The 18932-nt window shown below is 61.5% G+C and carries 18 protein-coding genes and 3 pseudogenes; 3 read left to right on the forward strand and 18 right to left on the reverse strand.

Annotated elements, in window-relative coordinates; translation table 11 throughout:
• Window positions 1-4 precede the first annotated feature (4 nt).
• The 13 genes from lipA to NKH36_RS08015 all read right to left on the reverse strand — a co-directional run bounded on the left by lipA (window position 5) and on the right by NKH36_RS08015 (window position 12593).
• Window positions 5-970, reverse strand: coding sequence for a lipoyl synthase (gene lipA / locus NKH36_RS07955; RefSeq protein WP_029352336.1), 966 nt, complete (start codon window positions 968-970; stop codon window positions 5-7).
• Between the two features lie 133 nt (window positions 971-1103).
• On the reverse strand, window positions 1104-1361 hold the full coding sequence (locus tag NKH36_RS07960; protein WP_352960592.1) for a GlsB/YeaQ/YmgE family stress response membrane protein: 258 nt from the start codon (window positions 1359-1361) through the stop codon (window positions 1104-1106).
• 89 nt (window positions 1362-1450) lie between these two features.
• Window positions 1451-2914: a dihydrolipoyl dehydrogenase gene (gene lpdA, locus NKH36_RS07965; protein ID WP_352960591.1), complete on the reverse strand. Its 1464-nt coding sequence runs from the start codon at window positions 2912-2914 to the stop codon at window positions 1451-1453.
• Window positions 2915-3133: 219 nt separating this feature from the next.
• A complete protein-coding gene (locus NKH36_RS07970) occupies window positions 3134-3775 on the reverse strand; it encodes an SGNH/GDSL hydrolase family protein (protein WP_352960589.1) in 642 nt (213 codons plus the stop codon).
• Between the two features lie 143 nt (window positions 3776-3918).
• Window positions 3919-5295, reverse strand: coding sequence for a pyruvate dehydrogenase complex dihydrolipoamide acetyltransferase (locus tag NKH36_RS07975; RefSeq protein ID WP_352961021.1), 1377 nt, complete (start codon window positions 5293-5295; stop codon window positions 3919-3921).
• A gap of 18 nt (window positions 5296-5313) precedes the next feature.
• A complete protein-coding gene (locus tag NKH36_RS07980; RefSeq protein WP_352960585.1) occupies window positions 5314-6699 on the reverse strand; it encodes a pyruvate dehydrogenase complex E1 component subunit beta in 1386 nt (461 codons plus the stop codon).
• Window positions 6700-6714: 15 nt separating this feature from the next.
• The gene (pdhA, locus tag NKH36_RS07985; RefSeq protein ID WP_352960583.1) at window positions 6715-7755 is read right to left on the reverse strand and encodes a pyruvate dehydrogenase (acetyl-transferring) E1 component subunit alpha; all 1041 of its coding nucleotides are present in this window, start codon (window positions 7753-7755) and stop codon (window positions 6715-6717) included.
• A 172-nt stretch (window positions 7756-7927) separates the two neighbouring features.
• Window positions 7928-8251, reverse strand: coding sequence for an FtsB family cell division protein (locus tag NKH36_RS07990; protein ID WP_352960581.1), 324 nt, complete (start codon window positions 8249-8251; stop codon window positions 7928-7930).
• A 187-nt stretch (window positions 8252-8438) separates the two neighbouring features.
• Window positions 8439-9713, reverse strand: coding sequence for a phosphopyruvate hydratase (gene eno / locus NKH36_RS07995; protein ID WP_352960579.1), 1275 nt, complete (start codon window positions 9711-9713; stop codon window positions 8439-8441).
• Window positions 9714-10116: 403 nt separating this feature from the next.
• Complete coding sequence (locus tag NKH36_RS08000) at window positions 10117-10482, reverse strand: PRC-barrel domain-containing protein (RefSeq protein WP_352960577.1); 366 nt, start codon at window positions 10480-10482, stop codon at window positions 10117-10119.
• Window positions 10483-10564: 82 nt separating this feature from the next.
• Complete coding sequence (locus NKH36_RS08005; protein WP_352960575.1) at window positions 10565-10768, reverse strand: dodecin family protein; 204 nt, start codon at window positions 10766-10768, stop codon at window positions 10565-10567.
• Window positions 10769-10857: 89 nt separating this feature from the next.
• On the reverse strand, window positions 10858-11688 hold the full coding sequence (kdsA, locus tag NKH36_RS08010) for a 3-deoxy-8-phosphooctulonate synthase (RefSeq protein WP_352960573.1): 831 nt from the start codon (window positions 11686-11688) through the stop codon (window positions 10858-10860).
• Window positions 11685-12593, reverse strand: a complete 909-nt coding sequence (locus tag NKH36_RS08015; protein ID WP_502911989.1) for a VOC family protein — start codon at window positions 12591-12593, stop codon at window positions 11685-11687. Before NKH36_RS08015 ends, kdsA begins: the two co-directional genes overlap by 4 nt.
• A 127-nt stretch (window positions 12594-12720) precedes the next feature.
• Here NKH36_RS08015 and NKH36_RS08020 point away from each other — a divergent pair, with 127 nt between their 5' ends.
• Window positions 12721-12846 carry a hypothetical protein gene (locus NKH36_RS08020; protein ID WP_352960569.1) on the forward strand — a complete coding sequence of 42 codons (126 nt, stop codon included), beginning with the start codon at window positions 12721-12723 and terminating at the stop codon, window positions 12844-12846.
• A gap of 28 nt (window positions 12847-12874) precedes the next feature.
• Here the strand turns inward: NKH36_RS08020 and NKH36_RS08025 are convergent, their stop codons facing one another.
• Entirely contained in the window at window positions 12875-13165 is a 291-nt protein-coding gene (locus NKH36_RS08025) for a Dabb family protein (RefSeq protein WP_352960567.1), read from the reverse strand.
• Window positions 13166-13270: 105 nt separating this feature from the next.
• On the reverse strand, window positions 13271-13405 hold the full coding sequence (locus tag NKH36_RS08030; RefSeq protein ID WP_276316413.1) for a hypothetical protein: 135 nt from the start codon (window positions 13403-13405) through the stop codon (window positions 13271-13273).
• A 241-nt stretch (window positions 13406-13646) separates the two neighbouring features.
• Here NKH36_RS08030 and NKH36_RS08035 point away from each other — a divergent pair.
• Window positions 13647-14895: pseudogene (locus NKH36_RS08035) on the forward strand (class I SAM-dependent methyltransferase).
• A gap of 166 nt (window positions 14896-15061) precedes the next feature.
• On the opposite strand, the gene NKH36_RS08040 reads toward NKH36_RS08035, so the two are convergent.
• Window positions 15062-15499, reverse strand: coding sequence for a VOC family protein (locus NKH36_RS08040; protein WP_352960565.1), 438 nt, complete (start codon window positions 15497-15499; stop codon window positions 15062-15064).
• 489 nt (window positions 15500-15988) lie between these two features.
• On the opposite strand from NKH36_RS08040, the pseudogene NKH36_RS08045 reads away from it, so the two are divergent.
• A pseudogene (locus NKH36_RS08045) lies at window positions 15989-16975 on the forward strand (glycerophosphodiester phosphodiesterase family protein).
• A gap of 74 nt (window positions 16976-17049) precedes the next feature.
• On the opposite strand, the pseudogene NKH36_RS08050 reads toward NKH36_RS08045, so the two are convergent.
• Both NKH36_RS08050 and NKH36_RS08055 read right to left on the reverse strand, forming a co-directional pair.
• Window positions 17050-17418, reverse strand: a pseudogene (locus NKH36_RS08050) (5'-nucleotidase C-terminal domain-containing protein); the annotation flags it as partial.
• 128 nt (window positions 17419-17546) lie between these two features.
• On the reverse strand, window positions 17547-18812 hold the full coding sequence (locus tag NKH36_RS08055) for an NAD(P)/FAD-dependent oxidoreductase (protein ID WP_352961026.1): 1266 nt from the start codon (window positions 18810-18812) through the stop codon (window positions 17547-17549).
• Window positions 18813-18932: the final 120 nt, after the last annotated feature.

Here is an 18932-nt window from a genome sequence, read left to right on the forward strand (position 1 = left end):
TGTGTTAGGCGGACTTCCTGAGAAACGCTTCCCGTGCCGCGCGCAGCTTGGCGAAATCGTCGCCGGCGTGATGCGACGAACGCGTCAGCGGGCTCGATGCCACCAGCAGGAAGCCCTTGGTCTTGCCGATCGTCTCGAAGGACTTGAATTCCTCCGGCGTGACGAAACGGATCACAGGGTGGTGTTTCTTCGACGGCTGCAGATATTGGCCGATGGTCATGAAGTCGACATTGGCCGAACGCAGATCGTCCATCAACTGCAGGATCTCGTTCCGCTCCTCACCGAGGCCAACCATGATGCCGGATTTGGTGAAGATCGACGGGTCGAGTTCCTTGACCCGCTGCAGGAGCCTGATCGAATGAAAATAGCGGGCGCCGGGCCGGACCGTCAGATAGTTCGACGGTACGGTCTCCAGATTGTGGTTGAACACGTCCGGCTTCGCCGCCACCACGATCTCCAGCGCACCTTCCTTGCGCAGGAAGTCGGGCGTCAGGATTTCGATCGTCGTCGAAGGCGTTGCCGCCCTGATGGCGCGGATGACCTCGGCAAAGTGCTGAGCTCCGCCATCGGCGAGATCGTCGCGGTCGACTGAGGTGATGACGACATGGCTCAGACCCATTTGCTTGACCGCATGGGCGATGCGCGCCGGTTCATCGGGATCGAGCGCTGTCGGAATGCCGGTGGCGACGTTGCAGAAGGCACAGGCGCGCGTGCAGATCTCACCCATGATCATGAAAGTGGCGTGCTTTTTCTCCCAGCACTCACCGATATTCGGGCAACCGGCCTCTTCGCAGACCGTCACCAGTCTGTGCGATTTCACGATTTCGCGCGTCTCGGCATAGCCTTTCGACATCGGTGCCTTGACGCGGATCCAGTCGGGCTTGCGCAGCACATCCTGGTCAGGCTTGTGCGCCTTTTCAGGATGCCGCAGGCGCGGCGCATTGGCGATCGTGTCGAGGACGGTGACCATCAGAAATCCAGCTCATTCGCGATCGCCTTCCGGCGTTCGCTTTCACAAGTCATCTAGGACTTTTCGCTGCAAAGAAAAAGGCCGCGGCGGCGTATGCCCCCACAGCCGTTTTCGCATGGCAAGAATTCAGCAACTAACGGCGCACCATGCGCCCTACCAAGATCAGCAGGCAGGCGCCAATGAAACCGGTGATCAGATAGGCGATCCAGCCCGCGCCGAACGGGCCAATGTTGAGCGCCTGCAGGATGGCATTCAGCACGATCGCGCCGACGATGCCCAGAACGATGTTCATCAAGACGCCCATGTTGCTTTTCATGAACATCTCGGCAAGCCAGCCCGCCAAACCGCCGATGATGATGGCTGCGATCCAGCCCACGCCATTCACGTCCATATGCCCTCTCCTTGTGTGATGAATGCCTCCGGAAACGAGTTACCTTGCCGTTGAGTTCCTTACGTGTCGAGTCTCACGCGGTCAATTTATCATGCGTTCAGCGCACGGCCATAGGCGTCGAGCACGCTTTCTTTCATCATCTCCGACAGCGTCGGATGCGGGAAGATCGTATGCATCAGCTCTTCCTCGGTGGTCTCCAGGTTCATCGCCACGACAAAACCCTGGATCAGCTCGGTCACTTCGGCCCCGACCATATGCGCGCCGAGCAACTGCCCGGTCCTCTTGTCGAAGATGGTCTTGACGAAACCCTGGTCCTCGCCGAGGGCGATGGCCTTGCCGTTGGCGGCGAATTGAAAGCGGCCGACGCGGATGTCCTTGCCCTCGGCCTTGGCTTTCGCTTCGGTCAACCCGACAGAGGCAACCTGCGGGTTGCAATAGGTGCAGCCCGGAATCTTCAGCTTGTCAGTGGCATGCCCGCCGGGGAAATTGGCGATCTTCTCCACGCACACCACGCCTTCATGTTCGGCCTTGTGGGCGAGCATAGGGGGGCCGGCAACGTCGCCGATGGCATAGATGCCGGGCACATTGGTGTTGCCGTAGCCGTCGACGACGACGCAGCCGCGTTCGGTCTTCACGCCGAGCGTTTCGAGGCCGAGGTTCTCGATATTGCCCTGCACGCCGACGGCCGAGATCATCCGGTCGGCGGTGATCTTCTCAACCTTGCCGTCCTTCATCTCGACATGCGCGGTGACCGAATTCGCGCCCTTCTCGACCTTGGTCACCTTGGCTTCGAGAATGATCTTCATGCCTTGCTTCTCGAACTGCTTCTGCGCGAATTTCGAGACCTCGGCGTCCTCGACCGGCATTACCGCCGGCAGCAGCTCGACCACCGTCACCTCGGCGCCCATGGTGCGGTAGAACGAGGCGAACTCGATGCCGATGGCGCCCGAACCCATCACCAGCAGCGATTTCGGCATCTCCTTCGGCACCATCGCCTCGAAATAGGTCCAGATCAGTTTGCCGTCGGGCTCGATGCCGGGCAGCGCGCGCGGCCTGGCGCCGGTCGCCAGGATTATGTGCTTGGCGGTATAAGTGCCCTCACCCTTGACGCCCTTGGGTGCCGGCGGCTGCGGCTCCATCGGCTTCTTCGACGTTTTCGACACGACGATCTCGCCCGGTTTATCGCCGGAAGCCACCTTGGAGAGCTTGGCTTCGCCCCAGATGACGTCGACTTTATTCTTCTTCATCAGGAAGGCGACGCCGCCGTTGAGCCGCAGCGAGACCTTTCGCGAGCGGTCGACCACGGCAGCGGTATCGACGCTGACCTTGCCGTCGATCTTCAAGCCGTAGTCCTTCAGATGATCGGAATAGTGCATAATCTCGGCCGAACGCAGCAGCGCCTTGGTCGGGATGCAGCCCCAGTTGAGGCAGATGCCGCCGAGATGCTCGCGCTCGACGATCGCCGTCTTGAAGCCGAGTTGGGCGGAACGCACCGCCGTGACATAGCCGCCGGGGCCGGAGCCGATGATGATGACGTCGTAGTTCTCAGCCATTATGTGGTCCTTATTGAAGCGAGGCTTCACCGAAAGAAGGCTTCGGTATCGAAATTGGCTCGTACCTCCGTGTTGGAGGCGCGAAAGCTGGCTCGTGCATCAGGATCGAAGCGGCGTCGGATACCCAGAGCCCCAGAAATGCGTAACCTGCAAGAAGCCGACTTCGACGGTCTTGCCAACGCACAGCCAACCAAAGGCCAATGATCAGACCTGCGTCGACTAACATGTCGCTAACATCACGCGCACCAGCGGTGCCAGCGCCTCGCCAATGCTGCGCGTGTTTTCCGCATCAAGATGGACGCCGTCGAGCGGCGTGGTCGTGGCCACCGTGCCGGCATCGAAAAAGCCGCAGCCGGCCTCGTCGGCAAGGGCGGAATATTGCGGCGCCAGCCGCTTCGACGCTTCATCGCCGCCGGCGAACATTTCCTTGAATTCGGCATTTTCCGTACGGCTGACCGCGGGCGGCGCGACGATAAGGATCTGCGGCGCCGGCCAGTCGAACGGGTAGTCGTGGCCGCGCACGATATCGATCAGTCGCTGCATGCCTTGCTTGGCAGCCACCGGATTGCCATGGATCCACGGCTTCATGTCGTTGGCGCCGAGCATGATGATGATCAGGTCGATCGGCGCATGCGTCATCAGGATCGTCGGCAGCATTTTGGCGCCGTTCCGGTCGGCGCCGGCCAGATCGTCGTCGAAAGCCGTCGTGCGACCGTTCAGACCTTCGGCGATGACCTCGATACCGTCCCCCAACGTCGCCTGCAGCACACTGGGCCAGCGGTCCTTGAGCGGGTGGCGATCCAGACTTGCCGCATCATAGCCCCAGGTCAGCGAGTCGCCGTAGCAAAGGACCGTCTTCATGCGCTTACCCCGCTCCTGCCAAAGTCTGTCCGCGCGTGCCTCACCCGCCAGCCCACGAACAGCATTGCACGATGATCGTTGCGATGCCTGGAAAGCTGAAGGGAAAAAGGCTGGTGAAGACTCTCCGCACCGCCTTCTTCCTTCTAGACCAGCATGCCCATCGGGTTTTCGATCATGCGCTTGAAGGCTACGAGCAGTTCGGCGCCGAGCGCGCCGTCGACGGCGCGGTGATCAGTCGACAGCGTCACCGACATGATGGTCGCGATCTTGATCTCGCCGTTCCTGACCACCGCGCGCTCCTCGCCGGCGCCGACCGCCAGGATCGTCGCATGCGGCGGGTTGATGACGGCGGCAAAGTCCTTGATGCCGAACATGCCGAGATTGGACACCGCCGTGGTGCCGCCCTGGTATTCTTCCGGCTTTAGCTTGCGGCTGCGGGCACGGCTGGCAAGATCCTTCATCTCGTTGGAGATGACCGACAGCGTCTTTTCATCGGCACGCCGGATGATCGGCGTAATCAGCCCGCCGGGGATCGACACGGCGACGCCGACATCGGCATGCTTGTGCTTGACCATGGCGCTCTCGGTCCACGAGGCATTGGCATCCGGCACCGCCATCAGCGCCATCGCCATCGCTTTGATGACCATGTCGTTGACCGACAGCTTGTAGGCCGGCGCCTCACCCTTGTCGGTCTTCTTCGCCGGGGCGGCCGCATTGATCTGCGTGCGCAGGGCCAGAAGCGCGTCGAGCTCGCAGTCGAGCGTCAGGTAGAAATGCGGGATCGTGGTCGTGGCCTCGACCAGCCGGCGTGCAATGGTCTTGCGCATGTTGTCGTGCGAGACAAGCTCGTAGGAGCCTTCGGCAAACAGTTTCAGCACCTGGTCGTCCGACATTGGCTTGGCCGCCGCTGCAGATGCCGGAGCGCTGGCAGGTGCCGCTTTCGCGGCTGGTGCCGGCTTGGCGCCGCCGCTGGAAATCGCTGCGTGGACATCGGCCTTGACCACGCGGCCATGCGGGCCGGAGCCGGTCACCGCCGACACATCGACGCCGGCTTCCCTGGCGATGCGCCGGGCAAGCGGCGAGGCGAAGGTGCGCTCACCGCTTGCATGGCCGTTGGCAACCGGAGCCGCTTCCGCCTTGGGCGCAGGTGCGGCGGCAGGTTCCGGCTTCGGCGCTTCTGCCTTTGGTGTTTCAGCTTTGGGGGCATCCGCTTTCGGAGCATCGGCCTTTGCCGGCGCAGCACCGTCACCGCTCTTCGCGGCAACCGCCGCATCCTCGCCTTCGGCCGCGAGCACGGCGATCAGCGCATTGACCTTGACGCCTTCGGTGCCGGCCGGAACGACCAGCTTGGCCACCGTGCCCTCATCGACGGCTTCGACTTCCATCGTCGCCTTGTCGGTCTCGATCTCGGCGATCACGTCGCCCGGCGAAACCTTGTCGCCCTCCTTGACCAGCCACTTGGAAAGATTGCCTTCTTCCATCGTAGGCGACAGGGCCGGCATGGTGATGTTGATCGGCATGTTGTCCTCCCGCCCTGCTCAGCGATATGTGACGGCTTTGACCGCCTCGACGACCTCGCCGACATTGGGCAGCGCCAGCTTTTCGAGGTTTGCTGCATAGGGCATCGGCACGTCCTTGCCGGCAATGGTGATGACCGGCGCGTCGAGGAAATCAAAGGCGCGCTGCGACACCTGGTTGGCGATATGGTCGCCGACCGAGCTCTGCGGAAATCCTTCCTCCACCACCACCAGCCGATTGGTCTTCTTGACCGAGGCGATGATGGTATCGAAATCGAGCGGACGGATGGTCCTGAGATCGATGATCTCGGCATCGATGCCCATGCCGCGCAATTCGGCCTCGGCCTTTACCGCGTAGGTCATGCCGATGCCGAAGGAGACGATGGTGACATCCTTACCTGACTTGTGGATGCGCGCCTTGCCGATCGGCAGCACGAAATCGTCCATCTTCGGCACGTCGAAGGATTGGCCGTAGAGGATTTCGTTCTCGAGGAAGATGATCGGGTTCGGGTCGCGGATCGCGGCCTTCAGCAACCCCTTGGCGTCGGCGGCGGTGTAAGGCATCACCACTTTCAGGCCGGGGATGTGGCTGTACCAGGCGGCATAGCACTGCGAATGCTGGGCGGCGACGCGGGCAGCCGCGCCGTTCGGCCCGCGAAACACGATGGGCGCGCCCATCTGGCCGCCGGACATATAGAGCGTCTTGGCGGCGGAGTTGATGATCTGGTCGATCGCCTGCATGGCGAAGTTGAAGGTCATGAACTCGACGATCGGTTTCAGGCCGGCCATCGCCGCGCCGACGCCGACGCCGGCAAAACCATGCTCGGTGATCGGCGTGTCGACGACGCGCCGCGGCCCGAATTCCTGCAGGAGCCCTTGCGTGATCTTGTAAGCGCCCTGGTACTCGGCGACCTCCTCGCCCATCACGAAGACGTCGCCGTCACGGCGCATTTCCTCGGCCATCGCGTCACGCAGCGCTTCGCGCACCGTGGTCGAGACCATTTCCGTGCCGGCCGGGATGTCGGGATCGGCGGCGATTTCGGTTCTCGGCGTCGCGGCGACAGGTGCTGCCGCCTCGCTCTTAGCCGGAGCAGCCGCTGGCGCTGCTGCTTCAGCCTTGGCAGGTTCCTCGCCGATGCCTTCGCCTGCCTTGTCGATGTCTTCACCGTCAACGGCGAGCACAGCGATCAGCGCGTTGACCTTGACGCCTTCGGTGCCGGCAGGAACCACGATCTTGGCTAGCGTGCCTTCGTCGACGGCCTCAACTTCCATCGTTGCCTTGTCGGTCTCGATCTCGGCGATGACGTCACCGGCGACGACCTTATCGCCCTCTTTCTTCAACCATTTGGAAACATTGCCCTCTTCCATAGTCGGCGAGAGAGCGGGCATGAGAATTTCGATCGGCATGTCCTTGCCCTCTCGCTACAATACGATGTCGGTCCAGAGCTCGGACGGGTCCGGCTCTGCGTCGTTCTGGGCAAATTCGGCGGCGTCGGCGACAATGTCGCGAACCTCCTTGTCGACGGTCTTGAGCTCGTCCTCATCAGCCCACTTTTTGTCGAGCAGGCGCGCCTTGACCTGTTCGATCGGGTCACGCTCGGAGCGCATCTTCTGCACTTCTTCCTTGGAGCGGTACTTTGCCGGATCGGACATCGAGTGGCCGCGATAGCGGTAGGTCTGCATTTCGAGAATCAGCGGCCCCTTGCCGGCGCGGCACCATTCGGTGGCGAGATCGCCGGCTGCCTTGACCGCGCGGACGTCCATGCCGTCGACCTGGATGCCGGGGATTTTGAAGGAGGCGCCGCGGTGCGAAAAATCCGTCTCGGCCGACGATCGTGAAACCGAGGTGCCCATGGCGTAGCGGTTGTTCTCGATGATGTAGATCACCGGCAGCTTCCACAGCGAGGCCATGTTGAAGCTTTCATAGACCTGGCCCTGATTGGCGGCGCCGTCGCCGAAATAGGTCAACGTCACATTGTTGTTGCCGCGATAGCGATTGGCGAAGGCGAGGCCGGTGCCGAGCGAAACCTGCGCGCCGACAATGCCGTGGCCGCCGTAAAAATGCTTCTCCTTGGAGAACATGTGCATGGAGCCGCCCTTGCCCCTGGACAAGCCACCGCGGCGCCCGGTCAACTCGGCCATTACGCCGCGCGGCGACAGTTCCATCGCCAGCATGTGACCATGGTCGCGGTAGGCGGTGATCATCTGGTCGCCATCGATCAGCGCCATCTTCATGCCGGTGACAACCGCTTCCTGGCCGATATAAAGATGGCAGAAGCCGCCGATGAAGCCCATGCCGTAGAGCTGGCCGGCCTTTTCCTCGAAGCGGCGGATAAGCAGCATGCGCCGGTAGGCGTCAAGCTCCTCGTCCTTGGTGAAGTCGACAGGCTTGGGGGCTGAAAGCCCCGTCGATTTGCCGTCGGATCTGGATTTGGCAGGCGCTTTTCTGGCGGCGGTGGCCATGCATCACTCCCTGTTGGCGTCTCTTGCGGACACTGAGGGAGATCAGTTCTCCCCACCGATTTGGGAAAGGCTAACACGCGGGAAAGCGTTTCGCCATGCTGAAAAATGCATGGCTGACATGCGTCTAAGCGGCTAAAATCATTGAAAATATCGGCGATTAACTTGAAATTGGTTACCTTGCTGTGGCCGGTAACATGATGGTGATTTCGTCGGCATGGGACATATTGAGCGCCCTGCGCGCCTGCTCGTCGAGCATGTCCTTCTCCAGCGTGCCCTGATGCATCAGCTGAACGCGCCGCTGGAGCTCGATCCGGCGCGCCTTGACGGCATCGAGCCTACTTTGCAGATCGACGGCTTCGGCTTCCAATCTATACTTGGAATAGATGCCGAATTCGCCGTGATAGGCGTGGAAGCCGAAATAGGCCAGGAATGCCACGCAGAGCGAGGGAATGATCAGCCGACCGGTGTTTCTCTGCTTGTGCTGACGTGTCCACATGATCCAAATCCCTTAGAGTGCCGCGCGTCCCCTTGGACGCCCAAAGAACGCTCTAACACTCTGCGACCTAGCCCTTTCTCGCCCGATTGTGCTTAATGGACGGTTACGGAGGACCGGATTTGGCGGTGTTGAAACAAAAAGGGCGAGGAATGCCCCGCCCTTTTCATTCCGGATATTTTCGGTGGGCTCAGCCTTTCACGATCGACTTGCCGGCGTAGAGCGCCTGCTTGCCGAGCTCTTCCTCAATGCGGATGAGCTGGTTGTACTTGGCCATCCGATCCGAGCGCGACAATGACCCTGTCTTGATCTGCCCGCAATTGGTGGCGACGGCAAGATCGGCGATGGTCGAATCTTCGGTTTCGCCCGAGCGGTGCGACATTACCGCGGTGTAGCCGGCCTTGTGCGCGGTCTCGACGGCGTCGAGCGTTTCGGTCAATGAGCCGATCTGGTTGAGCTTGACCAGGATAGAATTTGCGACGCCCATGCGGATGCCGTCGCGCAGCCGCGCCGTATTGGTGACGAACAGATCGTCGCCGACCAGCTGGGTTTTCTTGCCGATGAGGTCGGTCAGCGATTTCCAGCCGTCCCAGTCGTCTTCGGCTAGCCCATCCTCGATCGTGATGATCGGATAGTCCGCCGCGAGCTTGGCCAGATATTTGGCCTGGGTCTTCGGATCGCGGGTCTTGTTCTCGCCTTCATAGACGTAGTTGCCGTCCTTGAAGAATTCGGTCGCGGCGCAATCGAGGCCGAGCGCAACCTCTTCGCCCGGCTTGAAGCCAGCCTGCTCGATGGATTCCATGATGAAATCGAGCGCAGCGGGCGCGCTTTTCAAGTTAGGGGCGAAGCCGCCCTCGTCGCCGACATTGGTGTTGTGGCCGGCGTCCTTCAGCCGCTTCCTCAACGTATGGAAGATTTCCGAGCCCCAGCGCACCCCGTCACGCAGCGTCGGCGCACCGATCGGCAGGATCATGAATTCCTGGAAGTCGATCGGGTTGTCGGCATGGGCGCCACCGTTGATGATGTTCATCATCGGCACTGGAAGCACATGGGCCTTGGTGCCACCGACATAGCGGTAGAGCGGCAGGCCGGCCGCTTCCGCCGCAGCCTTGGCGACAGCCAGCGAGACGCCGAGGATGGCGTTGGCACCGAGCCGGCTCTTGTTGGGCGTGCCGTCGAGCTCGATCATCGTCTGGTCGATGTGGATCTGGTTCTCGGCTTCCATACCGCCGATCGCCTCGAACAGCTCGCCATTGACGGCCTCTACCGCCCGCAGGACGCCCTTGCCGAGGTAGCGGGCGCCGCCGTCGCGCAGTTCGACCGCCTCATGCGCGCCGGTCGAGGCGCCGGAGGGCACCGCAGCGCGGCCCATCGAGCCGTCTTCGAGCACGACGTCGACCTCGACGGTCGGGTTTCCGCGGCTGTCCAGGATTTCACGCCCGACAATGTCGATGATGGCAGTCATTGCGATGTCCCCGATTGATCTGACGAAGCGTCGGGCACGTCTTAGCCAAAGTGCTGCAAAACGCAATCGGGGCGTCCGCAAATATTGCCGCCACCTCCGCGACATCGATTCACGAAGCACAAATTGCTGTCATCGTAAGTCATGTCAGTCATAAGTCTTGGCGGCATGCGGCTTTCTGGTTTATGCTCGCGCTGCGCGGGGCGAAACAGGAGGAGTTTCGCCATGTCTCAGTTGAGCGGTATTGTGAGTTTGTTCCTGATCGCGGCGGCGTTTTTGACGTCGTGTGACACTCAGCAGCCTCAGCAGGGCGCGGTAGAGTTGTCGACCCTTGCAGCGGAGTAGATATCCTGCAGAAAAGGCCCCCGGTTCAACCGGGGGCCTTTTTGATTCCGGCAGAGCAAGGTCAATGCCAATAAGGCTCGACCTTGTAGTAACTGTATGAAGCATCACGCGCGGCCTCGCCGTCGGCACCCGTCAATTCGTTGATCGAATAGGCGGGAGCAGCCTTCAGTTGCTCCTTCGTGAACGGCACGACGTAGCCGCCCTTGTCCTCGTCATAGTCGAGGCTCGCCCACGGAACGGCGTGGTACTTCTCGCCGATGCCGAGAAATCCGCCAAAGCCGATCACGGCAAACATGATTCCATTCGACAACTTGTCGAGCATGACATCCTCGATGTCGCCGATGTGCGTGCCTTCCGTGTTGTAGACGGATGTGCCGATGACCCGCGAGGCAGCGATGGCTTCAGTGTGTCCTGTCTGGGTTGTCATTGTGTACTCCTCGTTGTCGTTGACGCTATGCCTGACAATGAGGGGCGCGGATGAAGGTTCCAGACTTTTCGACGCTAATCGATCACTCAGCGAGGATGAAGGTGACCTTCATGTTGACGCGGTAGGCGGAGATCTTTCCCTCCTCGACGACGACCTTCTGGTCCTGTATCCAGGCGCCTTCGACGTTCTTTAGGGTTTTTGCGGCGCGCGCAATCCGCACTTCGATGGCGTCCTGAAAGCTCTTAATCGACGATGATGTGATTTCGGTGACGCAGGCGACGGACATGGCTTCCTCCTCCAAGGCACTCGGTTGCCTGGGCAAGCGTAAACCGGCACCTGTTGACCACAAGTTTAGGTCGGGACCCCTGAACTTGCTCAGCCCTTGGCGACGCGATCGAATGCCATCAGCCTTTCAAGCAGCGCCCGAAGGTCCTTCAGCGGCACCATGTTAGGACCATCGGAGGGGGCGTTGTCGGGATCCTGATGCGTCTCGATGAAGACGCCGGCGACACCGACCGCAACCGCGGCGCGCGCCAGCGTCTCGACGAAGCGCCGATCGCCACCCGAGGAGCCGCCCTGGCCGCCCGGCTGCTGCACCGAATGCGTGGCGTCGAAAATCACCGGCGCGCCGATCTCGGCCATGATCGGCAGGGCGCGCATATCGGACACCAGCGTGTTGTAGCCGAAGGACGCGCCGCGCTCGGTGACCAGCACATTGGCGTTGCCGGAACCGGTGATCTTGGCGACAACGTTCTTCATGTCCCACGGTGCGAGGAACTGGCCCTTCTTCACGTTGACGACCTTGCCGGTTCTTGCCGCCGCGATCAGCAGATCGGTCTGGCGGCTGAGAAAAGCTGGAATCTGCAGGATATCGACATGCGGCGCCACAAGCGCGCACTGTTCCTCGGTGTGGATATCGGTCAGGATCGGCAGCGAAAACGTCTTGCGCAAATCGTCGAAGACGGGCAATGCCGCATCGAGCCCGGCGCCGCGCGTGCCGCCAAGCGAGGTGCGGTTGGCCTTGTCGTAACTGGTCTTGTAGACGAGGCCCAGCCCCAACTTCTCGGTCAGTTCCTTAAGCGCGCCAGCCATGTCGAAGGCGTGCTGGCGCGATTCAAGCTGGCACGGGCCGGCAATCAGCGACAGCGGCGCGGTGTTGCCGAAGACGACATTGCCGACGGTCACGGAGGAATTGGGCTTGCTCATGCTATCTCCCGGAAAATGAAGGTCGCACCCTGCCCGGATGCCGGCCGTACGACAATATCAGCGCCGCGTATTTCGTGTTTGACGGAATCGGCTGCAAACAGCTTGGCGACCGTGTCTGCGAAACGAACCGAAAACACTATCCCGGCGAAACGGAGTTCCGATGGCGCGCCGGCAGGGATGCCGAACCGCGTTTCGAAAGCGACGGGGTCAAGCAGGGTCAAGGTTGCGTTCGGCAGGCCAAACGCAGTGCTGCTCTCTTGTCCGGCAGCCGGGCTGCGCGTCGCGATCGAAATCAATCGGTGCTGTTTAGATGGCTCGTCGCTGACCGCCACGACTTCGATGATGCCGGTTGCGCCATTGGCATGGATCTGCAACGCGGTGCGGTCTACTTTCGGCGCATTGATCCGCTCGCAGGCGAACAGGAATGCGTCCGTCGCCCCGGTGCCGGAGGCGAAGGCCAGTTTGAACGATGCCGCGTCGCTCTTTCCCGCCGCGTCGGTGAAGGCGCGCGAAAAGCTCAGCATGTCTCCGGCAGACAGGCCGGCTTCGATGTAGCGCGCGTGATCGGCATCCGCATTTTCGGTGCCCAAGACAAGGGCGGAAAATCCCTCATTGCCGCACCTGTCGCGATAGGCACGATCGCGCGCGACGAAGACGTTGCCGTCCGCAATCGCTTTCGCCACCGCTTGCCAGTTGCCCACCGCCAGCGGCTCGAGATAGGTGCCGTCCTCAAGGAAGACGCAGCAGTTTTCCGTCCCGAAAGGGTGGATGCCGGTCGGCGCCACAACAAAGCCAAGCGAAACCAGCCGCGCCCGCGCCACATCGAGGCTCGCGGTCGGCAGCACAAGATGGTCAAGCGGATAGGGGCCTGGCGGATAAGAGCCTGCTGTCATCGTCTCGGTCATGCCGGCGCGGTGTGCATCATTCCGGAATTTGGTTCAAGAGCCTCACCTGACGCCGAAGGATGGCGTGGCCGCATTAGGCGAACCTCCGAATACTTGCCGCTGCTGGAAACCAACCTACGTGATCCAAATGAGAAAGATCCTGTTCATAACGGCAGCGGTCGTCGCGATGGCTGTTGTCGCCATGCTGGTCTGGGATGCGCCAAAGCGGCCGGGCGCCGACCCGACTGAACCGACCGCCGCTCAGACGGAGTAACGTTGCTCCTCTTTCGGTCACTTTCTCTTCAGGTTGCAGCCACAACATCCGCCGAATATCGCAATTCGCGCAGCGGTTTGACCTGGCTGGTCGTCTCGGCATAGAGCGGATGCGCCTTGTAGGCGGCCAGAGCGGCATCATCCTCGAACTCGGCATAAACGACCACGTCGATCTCGTCCGAAAGCGGGTCGACCTTGCTGTTGAGCGTCACCTCGAAAAGACAGGAATGGGGGATGTTGCCCAGCGCCAGCAAGCCTGTGCGTACGGCCTCGACATCCTCTTTGTGCCGCGCGCTGAAGAAAACGATATGCCGGATCAACCCCAGCCTCCTCGATCGATGTGCAAGCGTGTTTTGTGTGGGCAAAACGGTCGCGTCAACCGGCAACGATGTCGCGGCGACAACGCGTTGGGTGGGGAAAGAAACCTACACCAAACTGGTGATGTAGCGCACGATGCGCGTTATCTCCCTGACCGTGGTGTCGAGATAGCTGCCCTGATTGTAGAGTCCGTCCCAGATCAGGAAGAACGTGACGGCGCAGATGACGATGACATAACGCATGCGTGAAACTACTGCATCTGGGTGGCTGCAACCATAGTGATTCCGGCGTTGAGCAGCGCCCTCCAAAATCCATCCATTGATCCGTGTACGCTTGCCTTGGCTCCTGAAGTTCCCCTTGATGACGTGAAAAATTGCTGCGAGGATTCATCGGGAAGCGGCGTTCGCGCCCTGGCGAATGAACTGCGAGAGAGTGGAAACCGGCCATTTTGCGCCGGCGCCGCAGAAGTCCCGGGGGCGTGACATGGCTCACAAGGAAGACACCGGCGTCGCGTCGGGCGACGCGGTCAGATTGGACGAATTCAATTTCGCCGAGACCGCCAAAGGCCTGCCGGCCAAGGCGCGCATGGTGCTGTCGGCGGCGATGAACCTGCCGCGAGGCTCGCTCAAGGTGAGGATGCCGGACGGCCGCGCCGTCCTCGTCGGCGGCAAGGGCCCGGGTCCGGACGCCGAACTAGTGCTCAAGAACTGGCGCTTGCCCGGCCGCGCTTTCACCGGCGGCACCATCGGCATCGCCGAATCCTACATGGACGGCGATTGGGACAGTCCCGATGTGACCAGTTTCCTGGAACTGTTCGTAGTCAATTCAGAAATCGGAGAGCGCATCGCCGGCGCCAGCTGGCTGATCAACGCCGTCCAGCGTGTCCGCCACTGGTTCAACCAAAACACCCGCACCGGCTCGAAGCGCAACATTTCGGCGCATTACGATCTCGGCTCCTTTTACAAGGAATGGCTGGATCCGAGCATGACCTATTCGTCGGCGCTCTATGCGGCTGGCGCCAACAATCTGAAAAGCGCGCAAGCCGCCAAATATCGCGCGCTGGCCAAGGACACGGGCATCGGCGCGAAAGACCACGTGCTTGAAATCGGTTGTGGCTGGGGCGGCTTTGCCGAGTTCGCCGCACGCAAGATCGGCTGCCGCGTCACCGGGCTGACAATCAGCCGCGAGCAACATGATTTCGCCAGAGCACGCGTCCAGAAGGCTGGCTTTGCCGACAAGGTCGACATCAAGCTGCAGGACTACCGCGACGAAACCGGATCCTACGACCGCATCGCCTCGATCGATGTTCGAGGCTGTCGGCGAAAAATACTGGCCGGTGTTTTTCGGCAAGATGAAGGATTGCCTCCGGCTAGGCGGCACCGCCGGCCTGCAGATCATCACCATCAACGAGAAAGCCTACGACACCTATCGCGCCCGGCCGGATTTCATCCAGCGTTACGTCTTCCCGGGCGGCATGCTGCCGACGCCGTCGATCCTGAAAACGCTCGGCAAGGACCATGGCCTTGCTCATCTGCGCAAGCGCATTTTCCCGGACGATTATGCCCGCACGCTCGCCGAATGGCGCCACCGCTTTTGGGGGTCATGGGTAAAGATCGTCCCGCTCGGTTTCGATGACCGTTTTAAGAAGCTCTGGGAATTTTATCTGCATTATTGCGAAGCTGGCTTCCGCGCCAGCTACATCGATGTCCGCCAGGTAGTTTACAGGGCTTAGGGCTGCTGACGGCGGCTTTCGCGGGCGACCCGGCCCGGGTTGACGACCTAATCGTGCTTAGCGAGAACGCGGCCGACCGTGGAGGGATGGACCTCGAACAGGCGGGTCGAACTCGGACGCGCTCGCTGACATTGGTCACTCTTCGCCATTTGTCTTCGTATTGCGCTCAGCTGAGTTCTTGGGCGAGTCCGATGAGAAGCCCTTCAGGCCCACGGATGTAGCAGAGCCGATACGCGTCTTTATACTGGACTACTTCGCCTACGAGCTGCACGCCGCGCGTGCGGAGCCTTTCAAGCGTCTCGTCGATGTCGTCCACGGCGAACATGACGCGGAGGTAGCCTAGGGCGTTGACCGGGGCGTTCCGGTGATCTGCGACGACAGGCGGCGTGACGAAGCGGGAGAGCTCGAGCCGGCTGTGGCCGTCCGGTGTGCGCATCATGGCAATCTCGACACGCTGATCGCCCAGTCCAGTGACACGTCCGGCCCACTCTCCTTCGATCGTGGCCCGCCCTTCGAGCTCAAGGCCGAGTTCACGAAAGAAATCAATCGTCCCTCCGAGGTCTTCGACGACGATTCCTACGTTGTCCATCCGCTTGAGCGCCATGTTTCCAATCTCCAAGGTGTCGTTCCAATCTACAAGGTGTCGCCTAGTCTAACAACGGACGCTTGAGGTGCCCCCCAACACCGATAGATGTAGACATGTGGACGTGCGGTCGTGTCCACATGTCTACAATTCTGCGAGCAGTGATAGCCACCGGCCGACAGCATCGTGACCCTGGGGGTAGGGTTTCTGATTGAGGCCTGTCTACATGTGGGTATGACCGCGTTACTACTCTTCGATGGCGGCCATCCGGGGCCCGATTCGCTGCTGTCCACATCAGAAGCTTGAATCATGGACCGCCCTCAAACCGCCACCCCGTTTTCAAACGATCTCTTAGGTCAGTCCGGCGACATCATCGCTTGATTTTGCAGCCATGCGATCATGGCTGACAGCGTGGTGTTGTTTGAATCTCCTGGGTCCGTCACATCATCTGGCGCCGTGAAAAGTCCGGTCCCGACGCAAGATGCGGCCGCAAGAAAGAAGCGGAATCACATCATGCGCAAACGGACCGTCTTCCTCGTTGCCATTCTTGTCGCTGCGGGCGGCATCTGGCTCAACAACAGTTCGCTGCTGTCGAGCCGTCCGGCCGGCACGCCGGCGGTGCTCGCCCACCGCGGCATGGCCCAGGATTTCGACCGCAAGGATATTGGCCCCGACACCTGCACGGCCGAACGCATGCTGCCGCCACGCCATCCTTTCCTTGAAAACACGATCCCCTCGATGGAGGCCGCCTTCGCCCTTGGCGCGGACGCGCTCGAACTCGATGTCCACCCAACCACGGACGGCAAGTTAGCGGTCTTCCACGACTGGACGCTGGATTGCCGCACTGAAGGCAAGGGAGAAACACGCGCGCATGCCATGTCCGAGTTGAGGACGCTCGATGTCGGCTATGGCTACACGCCGGATGGCGGCAAGACCTTTCCGTTTCGCGGCAAAGGGATCGGCATGATGCCGTCGCTGGACGAGGTCCTGCAGCACTTCCAGAACAGCCGTTTCAACATCAACATCAAAAGCAACGATCCCAAAGAAGGCGAGATGTTGGCCGGTTGGCTCGCCACGCTGGCGCCAGCCGAGCGTGCCGGCTTGACAGTGTATGGTGGCGACAGGCCGATCGCGGCGGTCAAGGCGGTGCTGCCGGACATGCATACGCTGAGCCGCGCATCTCTGACCCGATGCATCCTGCGCTACGCAGCGCTCGGCTGGAGCGGCTACGTTCCGGAGGCGTGCCGGCAGGGCACCCTGCTCATCCCGATCAACGTCGCCCCATGGGGCTGGCCCGACCGTTTTCTGGACCGCATGGATAGCGTCGATACCCGCATCTACCTGCTCGGCCCCTATGCCGGCGGCGGCTTTTCGCAAGGGCTCGACGATCCCGAACTGATCGACTAGTTGTCCGACGGTTATTCCGGCGGCATTTCCACGGATGCGCTGGATCTGGTCATGCCCGTGATCAAGCGGCGTTTCGCGCCGCCAGCTTGAAACGCCAAACCCACGCCGCCTTTAGGCGCGTGGGTTTCAACGGATGCGCGAGCCTCGTTCTCGCGAGACGATTTTCAGAGGGTGATGCGATACTTGGCAAAGCCTGATTCGCCCTCACCCGCCGGTTCGATCTTCAGCGACTTCACCTGCGCAATAAAATCCTTCGCTTTGGCGTCGGTCTCGAACACGGCGCTGGTTCCGGGCAGCGGTGCAAATGACCAGTTGGCGTCCGCCGACGGATTGATCGTGCCTTTGGCTGATGGGGTAGCGCACGATCACGCACAGTTGGTGTCCGGCGCCTCGTAGATGATCTTCGATGCGTTGACCTCCGGGAAATTGCCGCCGCCGCCAGCGCGGTAATTGTTGGTCGCGACGACGAATTTTCGCATGGGATCAATTGGTTCGCCGTCGAACATCAAGTCAAGGACGCGGTTCGAACCGGCCTCCTGTTCAACGATGTGCTAAGCTTCGACGACGTGCCCAAGTCCTGCCCGAAGCAAAGCTTCGCGCTGAAATCCAGTCGAGTCCATCAGGAGCATGACATACGGATGAATGTGCGCGGGCGGAGACGTCAGTTCCTGTCGTCGTCGCCTTGGGTGATCAGCCGCGCGCTGCGCTGACCTGTCGCGTAAATCCATAACCAGCTCAGCGAAACCGCAAGCCGGTTACGGAAGCCGATCAGGAAATAGATGTGCGCCAGGCCCCACAGCCACCAGGCCAGCCGGCCGGTGAGCTTGATCCAGCCGAAATCGATCGCGGCGGCGCGCTTGCCGACCGTCGCCAGATCGCCGTCATGCTTGTAGCGGAAAGGCTGCGGGGTCATGTCGCCGGCAAGCCGGGCCTTGATCGTCGCGGCGACATGCCGGCCCTGCTGCTTGGCAGCGGGTGCTACGCCGGGCACCATGCGGCCATCTGGGCGCAGGACGTGTGCTGCGTCGCCGACGACGAAAATCTCCGGGCTGCCCGGCACCGTCAGATCGGGCTCGACCAGCACCCTGCCCGCGCGGTCCGCTGCCGCCCCCAGCCATTCGGCGGCCGGCGAAGCGGCGACGCCTGCTGCCCACAGGATAGTCCTGGCCGGCAGGTGCGTGTCGCCAAAGACGACGCCCTCGGCATCGCAGCGTGTAACGGGCCGGCCGAGTTCGACCGTCACGCCAAGCCGCTCAAGCGCCTTGCTGGCATAGTCGGAGAGTTCTTGCGCGAAATTGGGAAGGATGCGGTCACCGGCCTCAATCAGAACCACGCGCGTCTGCCGCGTATCGATATTGCGGAACTCATCGCGCAGCATGTCGTGCGCCAGTTCGACAATGGTGCCGGCCAGTTCCACACCGGTTGGTCCGCCACCAACGATCGCCAGCGTCAGCAGCGCTTGGCGCTTGGCGGGATCGGTTTCCCGCTCGGCCTGCTCGAAGGCCAGCAGAATGCGCCGTCGAATGGTGGTGGCATCCTCCAGCGTCTTCAACCCTGGCGCGAAAGGCTCCCATTCGTCATGGCCGAAATAGGCGTGGCGGGCGCCGGTGGCCAGCAGCAGCGTGTCGTAGGCGACCGCGCCGCCATCATCGAACAGCACGCGCTTGCCGACGCGGTCGACGCCGCTGACGGTGGCGAGCAGCGTCGTCACGTCCTTGCGCTTGCGCAGGAGATGGCGGATTGGCCAGGCGACTTCCGAGGTCGCCAGCGCCGTGGTCGCCACCTGGTAGAGCAGCGGCTGGAAGAGATGATGGTTGCGCTTGTCGATCATGGTGATGCGCACCGGCGCACCGTCAAGCGCGCGGGTGAATTCGAGCCCCCCAAAGCCCGCCCCGACGACGACGACATGATGGCTGGATCCGTTCATCTCATTCACTCCGGGAGAACAGGTTGGCCGGGAGAGCAGGTTGGCGGGAGAGCAGGTTGGACAGCAATTTCGCCCAAGGCTGATGTAGAGACTTTTGTGCACTGCAACAACATCCGACTT

Origin of the sequence: Mesorhizobium sp. M1312, from assembly GCF_040318115.1 — a bacterium.
Taxonomy (GTDB): Bacteria; Pseudomonadota; Alphaproteobacteria; order Rhizobiales; family Rhizobiaceae; genus Mesorhizobium.

Bases quoted from the DNA above. Each gene is read 5' to 3' on its own strand.
- NKH36_RS07990 (WP_352960581.1), bottom strand. From the start codon at position 8,251: ATGTGGACACGTCAGCACAAGCAGAGAAACACCGGTCGGCTGATCATT.
- NKH36_RS08055 (WP_352961026.1), bottom strand. From the start codon at position 18,812: ATGAACGGATCCAGCCATCATGTCGTCGTCGTCGGGGCGGGCTTTGGG.
- NKH36_RS08030 (WP_276316413.1), bottom strand. From the start codon at position 13,405: ATGCGTTATGTCATCGTCATCTGCGCCGTCACGTTCTTCCTGATCTGG.
- lipA (WP_029352336.1), bottom strand. From the start codon at position 970: ATGGTCACCGTCCTCGACACGATCGCCAATGCGCCGCGCCTGCGGCAT.
- NKH36_RS08040 (WP_352960565.1), bottom strand. From the start codon at position 15,499: ATGGCGCTCAAGCGGATGGACAACGTAGGAATCGTCGTCGAAGACCTC.
- NKH36_RS07970 (WP_352960589.1), bottom strand. From the start codon at position 3,775: ATGAAGACGGTCCTTTGCTACGGCGACTCGCTGACCTGGGGCTATGAT.
- NKH36_RS07980 (WP_352960585.1), bottom strand. From the start codon at position 6,699: ATGCCGATCGAAATTCTCATGCCCGCTCTCTCGCCGACTATGGAAGAG.
- NKH36_RS08000 (WP_352960577.1), bottom strand. From the start codon at position 10,482: ATGACAACCCAGACAGGACACACTGAAGCCATCGCTGCCTCGCGGGTC.
- kdsA (WP_352960573.1), bottom strand. From the start codon at position 11,688: ATGAGCAAGCCCAATTCCTCCGTGACCGTCGGCAATGTCGTCTTCGGC.
- NKH36_RS07960 (WP_352960592.1), bottom strand. From the start codon at position 1,361: ATGGACGTGAATGGCGTGGGCTGGATCGCAGCCATCATCATCGGCGGT.
- NKH36_RS08020 (WP_352960569.1), top strand. From the start codon at position 12,721: ATGAGAAAGATCCTGTTCATAACGGCAGCGGTCGTCGCGATGGCTGTT.
- eno (WP_352960579.1), bottom strand. From the start codon at position 9,713: ATGACTGCCATCATCGACATTGTCGGGCGTGAAATCCTGGACAGCCGC.
- pdhA (WP_352960583.1), bottom strand. From the start codon at position 7,755: ATGGCCACCGCCGCCAGAAAAGCGCCTGCCAAATCCAGATCCGACGGC.
- NKH36_RS08015 (WP_502911989.1), bottom strand. From the start codon at position 12,593: ATGACCGAGACGATGACAGCAGGCTCTTATCCGCCAGGCCCCTATCCG.
- NKH36_RS08005 (WP_352960575.1), bottom strand. From the start codon at position 10,768: ATGTCCGTCGCCTGCGTCACCGAAATCACATCATCGTCGATTAAGAGC.
- lpdA (WP_352960591.1), bottom strand. From the start codon at position 2,914: ATGGCTGAGAACTACGACGTCATCATCATCGGCTCCGGCCCCGGCGGC.
- NKH36_RS07975 (WP_352961021.1), bottom strand. From the start codon at position 5,295: ATGCCGATCAACATCACCATGCCGGCCCTGTCGCCTACGATGGAAGAA.